The following is a 16,412-nucleotide window of genomic DNA, read 5'->3' on the forward strand; positions in this document are numbered from 1 at the left end:
TTATGCCATGATCTCCCACATTCGCTCACTTACTTCATATGTGGTTTTTTCGTCATTAAAAGCGCGAATCACATCTTGCACAACGACTTCCATCAAACTTAGATGACCTTCCACGGAAGCTCCGGCGACATGTGGAGTCAGTAGCACGTTGGGTAAGGATCGATACGGACTGTCTGCCGACAACGGTTCCTTCTCGAACACGTCCAGGATGGCATTGAAACGACCGCTTGCCAACTCCTCCATGAAAGCCTGCTCGTGGGTGACTGCTGCGCGCGACGAATTCATGAATATGCCACCATCCGGGATGCGGGCAAGCAGCTCGCGAGTCAGCATCCGATCTGTTGCTGGAACTTTCGGCGCATGTACCGAAATGATGGGACAGCTCATGACCTCTTCAAGCGTAGCCCTCGTTACATGAAGATCAGCAGCCGCCTCTTCCGTCAAGTACGGGTCATAGACGAGCACATTCACATGGAATGGTGCTAACAATTTAATAAATGTACGAGCTGTGGAGCTTGCTGAGATGATACCAATCGTGCTTCCGGTCAGTTCCCTGCCCTTCTGCACATCCTCTCTCCACCCGCCGTTTCGCACAGCAGCATCCAAAGCTGGCAAATGTCGCAAGGAAGTAAGCAGCGCAGCCAGGCAGTATTCGCCAACGCTCAACGCAATACGGGGACCTGCAGAGAATACGCGCACACCACGGCCAAAAATTTGCTTCGGAACAAGATGTTTTACGGTTCCAGCTGCATGTCCTACAGCGTGTAGCTTGACTGCGCGGTTTAGCAAATCTTCATCCAAGCTTGGCGATCCCCAACTTGTGAGAATGACCTCTGCATCGCCAACTAAGGAAGCCAGCTCTTCCTTGGTATAATCTATTCCTGTCTCATTCCAGGTAACATCGAAATGCTCATCTAACAATGCTCGGCATTTCACAGAGCATACTTCCTTCAATCGCGACTCAGGAGATAGAACTAACGCTTTCTTTTTCATGTTTATCGTCCCTTTCATGGTTAGGATTGGATCGGAGTCACCTGATGTGTGCGCATCGATTCGAAACAAGCATCCATAACTTTCATCACACGGATGATTTCCCGGCCAGAAGCAAGTGGTTCCCTATTTTCGCGGATCGCATCTGCAAACTCCTCAAGCTGCCACGTAAAATTCGCGTTCGTACGTTCGCACTCCGCCTGTTTTTCACCGTTTAACGTTAGTTCGTACTCATCTTTCAGATGCATCATGCCATTGGAACCAATTAAATACCGGTCATAAATACTGTTCTGCGTCGACCAGATCCGTTTACCAGTCAAACCTTCCTCATCTGTCGCTCGAGCACCAGCATTGAACGACATGAGTAGATTGGCCATTTGACCTTCCCCGAAGTTCAGTGAGATGACCACCTCATCCTCGCCACTCCAATTCGGATTGTTGGAATGACCCTGCGCATACACCGAGATCGGCATTTTATCATACGCCCATATGACATAATCAATAATATGACTTCCCCATAAAGGGATAATAAAACCGCCAATCTTCGAGTCATCCTTCCACCAATCCGTGGCGGGCTTATCCATATGAGCAAGCAGCAGCGCATTAATATTAATCAACTTACCAATTTCATTAGCTCTTATACGATGTATGGACTCTACAACAGGTCTAAAAAATCGGCGGCTTTGTCCAATCATCAGCACAGATTTGCTTTCTTCGGCAGCAGCAACCATCTGCTCGGCCTCATTCACATTCATAGCCATCGGCTTCTCGACTAGGACATGTTTGCCAACTCGAAGCGCTTTTATCGAATACTCTGCGTGAAGATCATGAGGCAGCAGCAGCAGGAAAGCGTCAATATTCGGGTCTTGAAGCGCTTCCTCGTATGAAGTGTAAGTCTTGACTCCCTTCCACTGCGATGCTTCCTGTTCGGCTTTGCTAGCGTCGCGGGAAACTAACGCAGTTAGCTCAATTTTGTCTGAGAGCTCTCGCACTGCCGGGAGATGGGACTTCGAGACGCGTCCCAAGCCGACAACCGCTAATCTTAGTTTAGGTAACATGGTATTCTCCCTCCCCTTCTAAGCTTATTTACTGTTTTTTCTATCTTGGTATGCTTGGTTGAACTCATCGATCATTTTCATATAGTTCGCATCTGCTTTAAACGTTTTCACCAGAGCATCCCATGACTCAATCGGCTCTTTCCCCATGATTACCTTAATTTTCATGTCATCCATTTTCTTCTTGAAATCGGGTCCCATTTTTAGATCGATATCGGATAACAAACCGACGGAAACATCCGTCACACCATAATTTGCACGATCATCGACGATCTTTTTATTACGTTCGAACACCTCTTTTGGCATGCCTACACGGTACGCCCACAAATAGGGATCGTATTTTTCAAAAATTTTACCGAACGAGCTTTGCGATACGCTGTCTTTGACTGCCTGTTCCGTCGTCGTTTTGAAACCGTCTACCACTTTGAAATGAACATCCTTGATACCAAAGCAAGCGAGCTCAAATCCTTCTTCAGACGCTCCGTAATCCAATAATGCAAGAATCTTTTTCATTTTGGCTTCCGAAACTGTTTTAGGAATTACATATAAACCAGTAAAACCGATGCCAGTAGGAACCATTTTACCTTGCGGACCTTCCAAATACGTCATGGCGACGAAATCAGCTTTCGGATCCAGCTTTTGCGCGCCTTCTGTTGACCGGAATACACCTTCCGTTGTGTCGCTTTGTACACCAACTTTACCTGCTTTCGCCATGTTCTCATAGTCGGTTGTTTTCATGATCGAGAAGTCTTCTGGTATTATTTTATCCTTGAACATCTTGTTCAAATAAATAAGTCCGTCTCGTGTCCCCGGTTCTAGGTCGGTATCCACCAGCTTGCCGTTCACTTCTTTCCATTTCCCGTTGCTCTTGTTGAAAATATCGATAAGATAGCTCCAATTTTTTCCGTTATAGCCGTAGGTGTCGTTTTTACCGTTTCGATCTGGGTCTTTATCCACGAAAGCCTTAGTTGCGTTATAGAAGTCATCCAGCGTTTGCGGCATCGGCAGGCCGACGTTATTCAACCAATCCGTTCGAATATTGAAGAAGGTTCCACCATGCAATGGGCGAACGGATGGCAGCATATACTGTTTACCATTTACTTTCGATCGATCCATGATTTCTTTCGGATAAGCCGACAAGTTTTTGTAATCCTTCAAATACGGCCCCAAATCCCAGAAGGCCCCTTGTTTGATCATATTGATCGCCTGTACCTGCTTCATATCTATGATCCGCATTAGATCTGGCATGTCTCCGGAAGCCAGCAGCACGTTTTGCTTTTCTGCCAAACCATTCGACGAGGTCCACATGATATTCAGTTTCGTGTTTGTGCGTTTCTCGAACTCCTTCGTCACCGGGTTATCCGCCGCAGGAGGTTCCGACGTACTGAATTCCGTGAAAATGCTGATTTCCGTGGGCTTTTCATCTTTCGCGGCACCATTTGCTCCTTGGGAACTATCTGCCCCAGAACAGGCCGTAAGCATCGATGTGAGTAACATGATCGTCACTGACGATGGTACCAAACTGCGTTTTGCCATACTTTTCTTATCCCTCATATAAACCCTCCTCATATTCTGGCAAAATGATTATCCTTTCACGGAACCGAGCATGACACCTTTGGCAAAATGCTTTTGCAGAAACGGATAAACACATAAGATTGGGACCGTTGCGATAACGACCGCAGCCATTTTTAAAGTTTCGGCAGGGATATCTTGTTCCGCCATCATTCCGGCAGCCGCCGATCCCCCCGCTTGTGTGGATGAGTCAATCAGCATGTTGCGAAGTACGAGCTGCAGTGGCCATTTGAGCTGATCATTGATGTACAATACCGCGCTAAAAAAGGTGTTCCAATAAGCGACAGCGTAAAACAATCCGAAAGCGGCAAGCGCAGGCAGCGACAAAGGCAGGACGATTCGGAAGAATACGCCGATATCGGTCGATCCGTCAATCACTGCTGATTCCTCTAGCTCTACAGGAATACTGTCGAAGAAGCTTTTCATCAAAATGACATACCACCCGCTGGTCAATACCGGTATGATGAGCGACCAAATACTATTGATCAAGCCCAGATCACGAACAAGTAAGTAAGGAGGGATTATGCCTGGGCTGAATAAGAGCGTAATCAAAATCATGAGCATCAAAATTCTACGGCCCATTAAGCGTTTGCGTGATAACCCATAGGCAAGTGCTGCCGTCACTACGAGACTTAATGCAGTTCCACCCGTAGCCAGAAAGCCGCTCACCAAAGTTGCGTTCTTAAAAGCCGAAGTGGATAGCAAATACTTATAAGAATCGAAACTCCAATGTGACGGAAATAAAATGAAGCCCTGCTTCTGGATGTATTCGACTGGATCCGTAAATGAGACAACGAATACATAGTACAATGGAAAAAGTGTAATGATACCTATAATAGCCAGAAGAATCACATTTGCTGTATCGAATAGGCGGGCACCTAAACTTCTCTTCATTTAACTCACCTCATTACCTAGAGATTAGTAAACCCCTTCTTCACCTAACCGTTTTGACAGCTTGTTGGCTACAATAACTAGAATCAACCCAATGACTGACTTGAATAAGCCGGCTGCTGTGCTAAAACTGAACTGACCTTGCTGAATACCAAGACGATAAACATAGGTTTCAAATACATCTGCGACGTTCGACACGGCGCCATTCATCATAAGGAACACTTGCTCGAATCCTACATCCATGATGTGACCGAGCCTTAAGATGAACAACACGACGATAACACTTCGAATAGAAGGAAGCGTAATGTGCCACGCTTGACGAAGGCGGTTCGCCCCGTCCATTTTGGCTGCTTCGTAAAGTTGGGTATCTACGCCTGCAATAGCCGCAAGGAAGATGATTGTCCCCCATCCCATTTCTTTCCAAATATTTTGTATCGTCAGCAGCGCCCAAAAGTTATTCTCGTTGGTTAAAAAGTCATACTTGGCAAATCCCATACTCACTAGCATTTTGTTAAAAATACCCGACGACTGCGATAGTAACAAGAACGTAATTCCTGCAATTATCACCCATGATAAAAAATGCGGCATGTAAACAATGGATTGAATCCACTTTTTGTAAGCTGCGTTTCGCAACTCGTTCAACAGCAAAGACAACACGATCGGAACCGGGAAAAAGAAAATGAGATTCAACACGCTGATGGCCAGCGTATTACGGAACAGCAAGTAAAAATCCGGATTGGAGAAGAAGCGGATAAAATGCTCGAGGCCGACCCACTCACTTCCCATGACCCCCTGAAAAGGCGAATAGTTTTGAAAGGCGATAACGATGCCCCACATCGGTACGTATTTAAAAATAAGGAAAAACAATACGCCGGGTGCGATTAATGCATACAGAAATTTATCTCTTCTGAGATTGTACATCACATGCTTGTATCTGCTCTTAGGTGCAGATCGAGGTAAATTGGTTACTTGCATGTCATTTTGAGCTGCCATCATTTGCACCTCCTTCGCTAATCTGATCAACGTTCAAGTTTAGCTATTCGCTCCATAGAGACTTCGCATAAGCAAGGTCTTCGGCAATGTAACGATCCTTGTTTCCCAGATCCGTATATTCTGCCGTTAAGCATACAACCCCCTTATAGCTTAGGTCTCTCAAAGAGCGGACAATTCGGGGCCAATGCGCCATTCCGTGCCGGGCTGTCGTATAGTGGCATCTCCATTCCGCCGTTTCTGCTTCGGGACCGTTATTGCGGATGAAAAAACCATTCTTCAAATTCACCATCGCGAGATGAGTCTTGACGATCTCAAGTCCATATTCCGGCTGCTGCCCGGCAAGGGCATCGTGCGCGGCATCCCAGACGACGCCGACGTACTCGCAGCTGATATTCTCCATTAAACGCATAATTCCGTTGGAATCGTTGATATACTTGCCATTATGCTGCTGGACACCGATTTTTACACCATACTGTTCACAAAGTGGAGCGAGCTTTTCCAGCTTTCGCTTCATCCTCTCCTCCGTCGCTTTATAGCCATCCGGATCGATATCAACCATGATTCGGATGAGGGAAACTCCAGCTTCTTGACATGCGGCGAATATCGATTCATCGGCTGGAGCCGCAACACTGAAAATGCGGACGTCCTGCTCGGCGAGTTGTGCCGCTAAGGCTGGGAGCGTTTGGAGTGCGGTAGCTGGTTCGACATGAAAGCCGGCGCGAATCGGAAGTTCAATGCCATCGAAGCCGACACGCTTTACAAATCCCCCCAGTTCCGACACCGAAAGGTCCTTCCAATGCTTAACGAATAATGAGAATGAAATGGGGTTATCCGCATGTATCATTTCACTGTAATCTCCTTTAGCATTTGCTTTATACATTGACATTTACTTTCAAGGATTGAAGCAAACCTTGCAAATCCGTGTAGCATTGCCCGGCAAGGGATGTATGAACAGGCAGATCCGAACCCGGCTTACTGACGCTTTCAATAGTGAGATAACCACTGTATTCGATCTGTTCCAAACCTCTAAACACCTCGTACCAGTCAATTCCCCCCTGGTTGATCAGACGATGGCAATAATAGCGCTCTTCCTCCATACTCGTCTTGGGAACTACCCGATGATACTTGCCAATATGCGGTACATAATCGTTGTAACCGAATGCCCATGGATATTGCTTGCCTTTCAGTTGAATAATATCTTTAATATGGATATTGAACAGATAAGGCTTCAAACGTTCTATCGTTGAAATACCGTATTCGGTCGGTACTTGATATAAGTTGACAGGATCGAGAATAAGCCCGACATTGCTGCGCTCTACGCTTTCAATGAACGCAATCGATGCATCTGCCGTATCGCAAAGTGTGCCGTGGTGCATCTCGATGACAGTACGAATATTGCGTTCGCTTGCCATATCGGCGCACCGCTGGAACATGCGAACTGCTTTGGCATAGTCGTCTGCAGACACTTCCTCCGAATGAATAAATCCTGGGTTCAGCCTCATCATGCCGCAGCCAATCGTAGAGGCAAAGTCTAGATAGCGTGCCCACTTTAAAACCTCTTCTTCATTCTCATCGTCAGAGTTACATGCAAATCCGCCTGCAAATAAAGAAAGATTTGTTGGAACGAGCTTGTAGCTCTCCAGCATCGCCTTAATTTGCTGCGCCCTTTCTTCTGGGATATGACCATCCTTCAGTTCTCCAACCCCACGGATTTCGACTCCCTGATAACCAATAGCAGCAGCATCCTTCAAGAAGTGCTCGATGGTGGAATCATCGTACATATTCCCACCAAGTACAATCGTTGCTTTCATAACGTCGCCTCCATAATAACGCTTTCATTTCACAGGGCAATCATAATAGAATTCCAATACTTTTGTCAAGATTTAAATTAAGTTTTGAATATTATCTAAATATAACTTCTAAAAATAGGAATAATTCTAATATTCACTTGAACTTTGTTCGATTTTCAACTAAATTAAGAGTATATATTTGTTGCATATCCAATAGGTGGTACAAAATGAGACAGTGATGGTGAAGCTTATGATAATTACAAATAAAAGCGATCAAAAAGGCAGTAAAACGAGCATTATCCAAGCACTGCGCAAGCACGGTTCCATGCCTCGTATTGAATTGACTAAGATTACCGAATTAAGCCGCGCGACAATTTCATCTACAATCTCAGAACTGATTGAATGCAACCTTGTCAAGGAAACAGAGAAAGCACCGTCAACAGGCGGCCGTCCCGCGATTGCTTTGGAGCTCGTACCTGGATCACACGCGATTATAGGCGCCGACCTGGATAATCAGATTTGGACCCTCTGCGAGTTTGACTTACTAGGGAATGTCTTGCATATGACTAAAATTCCAGTAAGCTCACCTCGTCCCGAATCCGCAATTCAAGCGTTGATAGAGCATATCTCCGACACTGCCAAAGGAGCAGAAAAAGAGCTTATTCAAATGATCGGCTTAAGTGTGCCTGGTTTGGTGGACACAAGGAAAGGTACGATCAAAAGCGCAGCCGATTTGGGCTGGGCGAATGTGGATATAGAGGATATGGTAAAAACAGCATTTGGCTGGCCTGTGGTAGCCATGAACCGTCACCGCGCAAGAGGACTCGCAGAGTGCAGGTTTGGCTCTGGCAGAGACTATGAGCATATGATTTACGTCGGTGTCGGCTCTGGCATTGCGGCTGGGATCTTCAACGATCGCCAGCTCGTCTCCGGCTCATTCGGAGGGGCTGGCGAGCTGGGGCATATTACGATGGAGCCGGATGGCCCTGTTTGTCCATGCGGTAATAACGGCTGCCTTCATCTGTATGCTACAGCTCCTGCCATCGAGCAGGAAGCACGTCGTTTGCTCAGGTCAGGAATGGCAAGTAGCTTGTTAAATCAGAAATTTCCTGGCAATGATCTCCAGCTACTTCAAGCCCATGATGTTTGTAAAGCGGCAGATGAAGGGGACGAATTAGCCGTGCAAGTCATCAACCAGGCCGCCACATACCTCGGCATCGCTCTGGCTAATCTCGTCAATTTACTGAATCCGGAAGCCATTATCCTCGGCGGTTTCATTCCAGGCATGTGCAGCACTTATGTAAAAACAGCTACAAAAGTAATGAACCAACGCTCCATGCCCGCCCTTTCCTCCGGAATATCCGTGCATACGGCGGTACTGGGTGAAATCGGAGGCGCTCTGGGAGCGATCAACTTTGCGTTAGACAAACATTTTTCTTACACCATGATTCAATAAAGTTCCTTTACAATTCTAAGAGGTAAAATTACGACAATGACCCTTCCGCCCCCAATAGCTTGGGCTGAAGGGTCTTCATTATGATGTCGCCACCTCGGTTATTAGCAATCAGAAATTGTCCGCGTTCCAAAATACCGAAGAAATCTCCGGGAAAAGTACTCTTAAATAGGGTATGCCCTCTGCTGACTGGTCTTCTAATGTGCGGTAGCCGTTCAATAGCAGCATGATCCATTGAGCCTCATTGAGCTGCAACGAAATATTATAAACGGTAGATGCCGAACCTCTTACGACTTCCACCTCTTCCTTCCGAATGCGGATAACCATTTCCTGATCACCAAGTCCAACCAGAAGAGTTGCAGGAAAAACCAAGTTATCTGTTGTCTGGCATTGAAGCATTCGTCGTGAGAACTCAGGAGCGAGTTTGCTAAGTAAACGGCCAAAGTCAACAATTTTCCACATGCCATTTGTTTCTATATGGAGGTTGCCGTGTTGGTGGAAACACGCCTCAAGAGCGTGACGATCAGGCAAATAGGCTTTTATGCTCGAATCTTTCGGTTGGTCTGACACAGCTCTAAATAGCAAAGAACGCGCCGCCTCTTCATGTCCGGGCAAGCAGCAGCAATCAGCTAACTGCATCTGATTTCCATTGCTCTTATATCGCAAATAGGCCACAATAGTTCCCGCGCTTTCAGCCACTAGAAACTGATGTGGCAGAACTGTTTTCCATTGTTGCTGCCCCAGCCAATACGATTGTGAGCGGATAACACTTCCGTACAAATCCCTGTTCGTCTCTTCATACAACGCCATGATCGTTTCTAGATCGGTATCCTCATACCTTCTTATAGCGTATAACGTCGAATTATCAAGCTGCATCATGTTTTCAGCATCGGCGCTCCATACTTTTTTGGGATAAGAAAACCACCCCACCTGCTCGTAAAATGATTGAATATTTGTATTCAGAAGTGATAAATCGTAGCCATTTTGTTTCATGAACTCAGATTGCCTGCGTAAAATGCGCTGTGCCAGACCTCGTTTTCTGTAGTCAGGCAATGTAGCCACGCTGCCTATACCGCCAAGCTTTAATTCCAATGATCCGAATCTTATGCGAAATGTGAACAACTGGATTGCCGCAGCTATTACGCCATCTACAACCGCAATCCACGTTGTATCCGTGGAATAGGCGTTATCATAATCCAATCGTTCTTGAAAGAAGCTTCTTCCTCGTGGAAAGACAGTATCCCATATTTCGTAGATTTGTTCCAATTCCTTTCGTGAATTGACAGGTCGAATTTGGATCGTTTCCATCTTCCAGTACCTCCTAAGGCTTCGATTAGCTGATTACACAGATTTAACTCGTTTAAGACATAAACTCCGTGTAATCCTGTAGAAACCGGTCGTAGATTTGATCTGGTAACTCCAGCAGATCTTTCGTAGCTTGCATATGCTCACGCAAATGCTGCAGCATCTGTTCAATTCGCGCGCGATAAATCAACTGTTGAAAGGCAAGATTCTCTCTCTCCTGAGGGTCTTCGGTGACGTTGTACAGCTCTATATACGTCTCATCCTTAAAAATATCGACGATCAGCTTGTAATCGCCCTCGACGATACAACGCCCAAAGTTGCCTCTTCCTCCATTGCCATCGTATTGAATAAAGATTCTCTCGCGTCCACTTGCACTATCAGTAATTAATGGCATAAGTGACCGGCCGGACATAGGAGACCTCGTCTGGATCTGTGTAAAATCGCATATCGTCGGCAGCACATCGATACTGCTGACTAACGAGCAGCAAGAAGTTACAGCCGGTTTGAAATTAGCTGGAAATTTCATAAATAACGGTGTATGAACGGATTCTTCATACATACACATTTTTTGCCATAATCCGTGAGAACCGAGCATTTCACCGTGATCACTCGTAAATATAATCAGACTATTATCGTACAGATCTTCTCTCTTTAATTCTTCGATAATACGGCCGACGCATTGATCAAGTAACGAGACCAGTCCCAGATAGACCTTCCATATATGTCTCCAATCTTCCCTCTTGTACCTTGTTCCTATGGCTCCTGTCAAATTATATAACTGAAGCGGCGACTGCCCCCGGCACCACTCCCCGACATTCACAGGTAAATCAACCGCCTCGACAAAATCAAACCAAGGGGCGGGAATTTCAAGGGGCGGGTGGGGAGCGTGGAACATCGCATTGAGCAGAAATGGTTTGCTGCGATCTCGCTCCCGAATCGCTTGCACAGAATCTCTGGTTATAAACTCGTCAATGAAGAACTCTTGACCTTCTTCGTAAAGGCCAACAGCAGGTATTGAATACGATTTTGGACGCGTTATCTTGCCATGAGACATTTCCGGCACAATCCCCCGATAATTCGGTCCACCCGGCACGCGTTTATGATTCTCCTTCAAAAAGGCTTCATAACGGCCCTCGAGTTTTCTCCAGTTCGTTCGGCTGCCAGGGGATTCATCCACACTAGGATTCATCCGAAGATGTTGTTTCCCTGTATGCCAGCTGTCCCACGTTTGATCCATAAGCCCGTATAGATGGTCGATGTCCGGCCTTACGAGGGCATGCATGTCCTCACCGCGATTAATTAAACAACCTGTTTCGTTAGGGTACATGCCGGTAAAGAACGCTCCGCGGGCAGGGACACAAATGGGAGAAGCGCAATACGCTCTTTCGAATACGACGCTGTTCTCCTTTAACCGATTGATGTTTGGAGTATGGGCGCCGATGGCGTCCAGCCGCAACTGATCCGCCATAATAAGGATGACATTCGGTTTCTTATTTCTCATCTCCGTAACCTCCGTCGAAGCAGTTCTTCATTCATTTCAATATGATCACCTGTCAGTTCCATATGCTTCTTCAGCAAAGCCATAAGCTGGTTCAATTCATCATCATGAGAGCCCAAAACTGCCAAATTTATCGTTTCCTGCGGATCGGCTACTACATCGTACAACTCCAAATAGGTCTCGTCCTTGAACAGGTCCACGATAAGTTTGTATCTACCTTTGACGATACACCTCTGGAAATTTCCCAAAGAGCCGTTTCCGTCATATTGAATATAGATAGCTTCCTTGTCTTGCTTCACTCCACGAATCAACGGCATTAAAGACTTGCCCGACAAAGACTCAGGCTTATCCAATCCGAGGAATTCACATAATGTCGGTAAAACATCCAATGAGCTTACCGTCTCGTTGACTTCATTAACCGAAGGAACGAATCCATCTGGAAATTTAATCCACAACGGTGTTCGTACCGATTCCTCATACATACAAAATTTTTGCCACAAACGATGCGATCCCAACATTTCCCCATGATCGCTGGTGAAGATGATGAGGGAATTATCGTAGAGGTTCCTCTTTTTCAACTCTTCGATGATGCGGCCGACGCCATCATCCAGCAAGTTGACCAAACCAAGATATTTGGCCCAAATGGACCGCCATTCTTCACGGGAATAACGGGTCCCTAACACGCCTGTCAAATTATACATTTGCAAAGGCGATTGATCTGGATACCAGACACCGACATTGTCGGGCAGCTCGAATTCTTCTTCCCCGATCATGGAATACCAAGGCTCTGGAAGGTGATATGGCGGGTGAGGAGCCAGAAACATCGTGCTTAGAAACAAAGGCTTCTCCTTGTTTCTAGAAGCTAAAGCGTCTAGTGAACGATTTGTAATATATCCGTCAAAAAAATAGTCCAAACCTTCTGTATAGCGGTCCATGAAAGGAATGGAGTAACTTTTGACCGTGGTATGCCGACCCGTTACCATTTCAGGGACGAGCCCCGTGAACCTCGGACCTCCTGGAGCTTGTTTTCCGTGTTCCTTCAGGTAGTCCATATAGTCGGCTTCGGTATTCCAATGGGTTTGCGATTCCGATTGCTGCTCGGGCTTGAAGTTATAAAATAAATGCTGTTTCCCCGTATGCCAGCTGTCCCACTGCTGTTCCATCAGCTGATACAAATGAGGAATCCCTTCCTTAACCATGCCATTCATCCGATCCTGCTCCGCCCAAGGATTGATCAAGCACCCGGTTTCATTGGGGTATCTCCCCGTGAAGAAAGCCCCTCGAGCGGGGACACATATCGGTGAAGCGCAATAGGCTCTGTTGAAAACAACGGATTCCTTCTTTAATTCATTTAAATGAGGAGTAAATTGTCCTATCGCATCATATCTCAACTGATCAGCCATAATGATAATCACGTTAGGCTTTTGATTTTGATTTTGATTCGTCATAGGATCTACTTGCCCCATTTCTTCGTATTTTGTTCGACTGCTGCAGTAAGTTTGCTTAACCCAACATCGTTCATCTCTTTCACATATTGATTCCAGTTTGCGTTAATATCCTTGGCACCGGTCACAAAATTGATCATCCATTCCGTGTATTTTTTATCAATAGACGGTATCACATCTTTCGTGGATCCGTAAGTCAATGCTGTAAACGGCGGTGCAATACCGGATTTCAAGGAGTATTCAACGTTATCCTTCAATGCGCCTTCTACGTCCTGTGCTGCTAATGAATAATCTGTCGTCATGGCGGTTAAGTGTCCTAATGACGGAATGATGTCCCGTTCGTAGAGAGCTGTTTTAACCATCTTGCCGTTTTCCATTTTATAATGGACCCCTTCTATGCCGTAGTTGAGCATCTTGATCCCTTCTTCAGTATGCGTATAGTCAATGATAGCAGCAACTCTTGCTAGAAAATCTTCATCCCTGTCTTTCTTAACCACAACAACAGGCTCCGTATTACTCGAATCTACTCTACCCGTATCTCCTGCTGGCCCTTTAGGCATCGGAATGATCAGCGACAGTTTGGCATTTTTGTTAGTTTCAGCTAAATCCTTTTCGATTGCCACATATCTTTCCGTAGGAGCCACGATTACCCCGGAATTTCCGCTGATAAACTTGGATTTAGCTTGAGCCTCATTCGATGTAAACACTTCCCGATCAATTAAACCTTCCCCATATAATTCACGGGCAAATTGCAGGAACGATTTATATTGCGGCATCGTTGATTCATAGTTCCATTTGCCATCTACTTTCCCCCAGATGTTGGCTCCGGTAAAGCCCGTAGATAAACCCAGGAATGCTCCCGACCCGAGTGCAAATGTAACAGGCACTGTATTGGCACCGCCCATTTTATTGTCTTTGAAAGCTTTTAGCATGGATTTGAATTCATCCATAGTCGTCGGTTTCTTCAATCCGAGTTGATCTAACCAATCTTGACGAACAACCATTACATTAGGAACTACAACCGCTTTGCGAGACGGTAGCTGAAACACCCCATTCTCCTCACGGAACTCCTCGGTCCCTGGTCGGTTTATATAGGTTTGTAAACCTTTTAAATCATACTTCTCGGCATACTCGGCGAAATTCATTAAGAAACCGTCTTCCTTCAGCTGGTTGTAAATATGCGCTCCAGAACCAAGCGAATAACGGAACACATCCGGCATATCACCTGCCGCAATCTTTAACTCCAGGTTTTTTTGATACTCTTTGGCTAAGATCCGTTCCACTTTAATATTTACATTAAATTTTTCGTTCAAATATTTGATAATAGCGTCATCGGGATGAATATCGCGGGGCCCCCATTGAAACCACTTAATGTCATACTTCTTAGCCAAACTTATTTTACCGGGTCCTGCAGCGGAATCTTGACTCTTGGTACTGATTGGTTCCGAACTGTTTCCGGAATTATTCGAGCATCCGAAAATGGAAATAGCTAGTACGGGGATTAGGGTTAAAGCAGTCATTTTTCTAAACATCATACATGAACACCCTCTCTTGACTCTAAGTTTTGGAGAACTAGCCTTTCAAAGAACCCATCATGATGCCATTCACGAAAAATTTTTGCAAAAAAGGATATACCGCGATGATTGGCAATAAAACCATAACGATATTCGCTAGACGTATCGTCTCTGAACTAAAGCCCTCTTCACCCGATTCAACCAGCATGATGGATTCCAGATCCTGTGTGCTGCTAATCATTTTTTGCAAATATTCTTGAACTGTTTTTAACTCCTTGTCAGTAACAAAGAATACCGATTGCATATAGGTGTTCCAGAAGGACACCATGAAAAACAATCCGATTGCCGCCAGTATCGGTTTGGACAACGGCAGAACGATAGTGAAGAAGATACGAAAATCATTACAGCCGTCGATACGGGCCGCTTCCTCTAATTCTTTAGGGAACTCCATAAAAGTCGATCTCATAATAATTAAATAAAAGGTATTGATCATATAAGGAATGATATATACGGCAAAATTATTAATCAGCCCGAGCTCCTTATAGTTCATATAATCAGGAATTAAGCCGGCATTCATGAACATCGTCATAACGATCAGAAACATCACAATTTTTGAGCCTTTGAAAGTTTTGGATAATCCATAAGCCGAATAAGCGGTCATAAATAAAGCGACTGCAGTACCTATTACTGTAATCAAGAATGTAACCCTGAGATGGATAAAGATTGTACCGTCTTGAAAAATTTGCTTATATGACGCGAAAGTGGGTGCTGTCACAATCAATTTGAAGCGAGAAGTTAAATATTCGGATTCCGACATGAAGGAAGCGACGACCGTCTGCCAAAACGGATATAGCATGATGGCGCACAACAATAACATGACGATGATGTTCAATGAATCACCGATTGGATGTTTACGAAGCTTGCGCGTATTAGCCATCAGATAATCCCCCTCTGCCCAATGACTTTGGCTAACCGATCTGCTGAATAAACGAGGATAGCTGCCACCAGTGTTTTGAAGAGCCCGGCCGCAGTGGCTAAGCTGTGCTTGCCTTCTTGAAGTCCAACCCGAAATACATAGGTATCGATAATGTCTGCCACGCTAGTGACCATGGGATTACTCATCACCAGAATTTGCTCGAAGCCTACATCTAGCAAATGACCGATATTAATGATGAATAGCACCACGATAGTTGTTGAGATGCCTGGAAGCGTAATATGCCACAGCTGCTGCGAGCGAGATGCGCCGTCAACACGGGCTGCTTCATACAGAGACACATCGATTCGGGTCAAAGCGGCCAAATACAAGATGGTTCCCCAACCCATGGTCTTCCATACTTCCGATGCGACCAGAATCCCACGGAAATATTCCTTGGTTCCCATAAAGTAGATCGCCTCGTAACCGAACCCTTTCACTACCTCATTGACTAACCCGTCGTGTACAGATAATAAACTGTATATGATTCCTCCTAGAACCGACCAAGAAATAAAGTGAGGAAGATACAAGATAGACTGGCTGACTCTTTTGAAAATTGCGTTTCTCAGTCCATTGAGCATCAATGCTAAAATGATAGGCGCAGGAAAACCAAACAAAATCTTATAAAAACTGATAATCAAAGTGTTAACTAGCGCTTGTTGAAATTCGGTTGAATTGAACAACGTGACAAAGTGGTCAAAGCCAACCCAAGGGCTTTGCTCCAAAGGGCGTGTAATTCTATAGTCCCTGAATGCAATCTGGATAAAGTACAACGGTTTGTACCTGAAAATAATGTAGTAAAGAATAGCCGGGATTATAAAAAGAAAAATTTGATACTTAGAGTAAAGCATTCGAATTTTATAAAACCTGCTTAGCCTCATCTTATCCCTCCCTCAGCTTGTAACCGCATACATTTTATAATCTAAGTATACT

General features: G+C 45.2%; 14 protein-coding genes. 1 reads left to right on the forward strand and 13 read right to left on the reverse strand.

Translation table 11 applies throughout. The features are described from left to right. The 7 genes from GC096_RS00230 to GC096_RS00260 all read right to left on the reverse strand — a co-directional run bounded on the left by GC096_RS00230 (window position 1) and on the right by GC096_RS00260 (window position 7,312). Window positions 1-993: a hydroxyacid dehydrogenase gene (locus GC096_RS00230; RefSeq protein WP_171628293.1), complete on the reverse strand. Its 993-nt coding sequence runs from the start codon at window positions 991-993 to the stop codon at window positions 1-3. Window positions 994-1,013: 20 nt separating this feature from the next. Continuing rightward, the gene (locus tag GC096_RS00235; protein ID WP_171628294.1) at window positions 1,014-2,048 is read right to left on the reverse strand and encodes a Gfo/Idh/MocA family protein; all 1,035 of its coding nucleotides are present in this window, start codon (window positions 2,046-2,048) and stop codon (window positions 1,014-1,016) included. 24 nt (window positions 2,049-2,072) lie between these two features. After that, the gene (locus GC096_RS00240) at window positions 2,073-3,599 is read right to left on the reverse strand and encodes an extracellular solute-binding protein (RefSeq protein ID WP_171628295.1); all 1,527 of its coding nucleotides are present in this window, start codon (window positions 3,597-3,599) and stop codon (window positions 2,073-2,075) included. Between the two features lie 30 nt (window positions 3,600-3,629). Next, window positions 3,630-4,511, reverse strand: coding sequence for a carbohydrate ABC transporter permease (locus GC096_RS00245; RefSeq protein ID WP_171628296.1), 882 nt, complete (start codon window positions 4,509-4,511; stop codon window positions 3,630-3,632). Window positions 4,512-4,535: 24 nt separating this feature from the next. Then, on the reverse strand, window positions 4,536-5,429 hold the full coding sequence (locus GC096_RS00250) for an ABC transporter permease (RefSeq protein ID WP_376769464.1): 894 nt from the start codon (window positions 5,427-5,429) through the stop codon (window positions 4,536-4,538). A gap of 115 nt (window positions 5,430-5,544) precedes the next feature. Then, complete coding sequence (locus tag GC096_RS00255; protein ID WP_171628297.1) at window positions 5,545-6,345, reverse strand: sugar phosphate isomerase/epimerase family protein; 801 nt, start codon at window positions 6,343-6,345, stop codon at window positions 5,545-5,547. Window positions 6,346-6,373: 28 nt separating this feature from the next. Further along, window positions 6,374-7,312 carry a sugar phosphate isomerase/epimerase family protein gene (locus GC096_RS00260; protein ID WP_171628298.1) on the reverse strand — a complete coding sequence of 313 codons (939 nt, stop codon included), beginning with the start codon at window positions 7,310-7,312 and terminating at the stop codon, window positions 6,374-6,376. 229 nt (window positions 7,313-7,541) lie between these two features. On the opposite strand from GC096_RS00260, the gene GC096_RS00265 reads away from it, so the two are divergent. Continuing rightward, window positions 7,542-8,747, forward strand: coding sequence for an ROK family transcriptional regulator (locus tag GC096_RS00265; RefSeq protein ID WP_171628299.1), 1,206 nt, complete (start codon window positions 7,542-7,544; stop codon window positions 8,745-8,747). A gap of 108 nt (window positions 8,748-8,855) precedes the next feature. Here the strand turns inward: GC096_RS00265 and GC096_RS00270 are convergent, their stop codons facing one another. The 6 genes from GC096_RS00270 to GC096_RS00295 are packed head-to-tail and all read right to left on the reverse strand — an operon-like array spanning window position 8,856 to window position 16,360. After that, entirely contained in the window at window positions 8,856-10,052 is a 1,197-nt protein-coding gene (locus GC096_RS00270; RefSeq protein WP_171628300.1) for a GNAT family N-acetyltransferase, read from the reverse strand. A 52-nt stretch (window positions 10,053-10,104) separates the two neighbouring features. Then, on the reverse strand, window positions 10,105-11,550 hold the full coding sequence (locus GC096_RS00275) for a sulfatase family protein (protein WP_171628301.1): 1,446 nt from the start codon (window positions 11,548-11,550) through the stop codon (window positions 10,105-10,107). Continuing rightward, complete coding sequence (locus GC096_RS00280; RefSeq protein ID WP_171628302.1) at window positions 11,547-12,995, reverse strand: sulfatase family protein; 1,449 nt, start codon at window positions 12,993-12,995, stop codon at window positions 11,547-11,549. The genes GC096_RS00275 and GC096_RS00280 overlap by 4 nt, the downstream gene beginning before the upstream one ends. Window positions 12,996-13,000: 5 nt before the next feature. After that, complete coding sequence (locus GC096_RS00285) at window positions 13,001-14,527, reverse strand: extracellular solute-binding protein (protein ID WP_171628303.1); 1,527 nt, start codon at window positions 14,525-14,527, stop codon at window positions 13,001-13,003. A gap of 37 nt (window positions 14,528-14,564) precedes the next feature. Continuing rightward, a complete protein-coding gene (locus GC096_RS00290) occupies window positions 14,565-15,443 on the reverse strand; it encodes a carbohydrate ABC transporter permease (RefSeq protein ID WP_171628304.1) in 879 nt (292 codons plus the stop codon). Beyond that, window positions 15,443-16,360, reverse strand: a complete 918-nt coding sequence (locus tag GC096_RS00295; protein ID WP_246302490.1) for an ABC transporter permease — start codon at window positions 16,358-16,360, stop codon at window positions 15,443-15,445. Before GC096_RS00295 ends, GC096_RS00290 begins: the two co-directional genes overlap by 1 nt. Window positions 16,361-16,412 lie beyond the last annotated feature (52 nt).

The sequence above is a fragment of the Paenibacillus plantarum genome, from assembly GCF_013141695.1.
Lineage (GTDB): Bacteria > Bacillota > Bacilli > Paenibacillales > NBRC-103111 > Paenibacillus_E > Paenibacillus_E plantarum.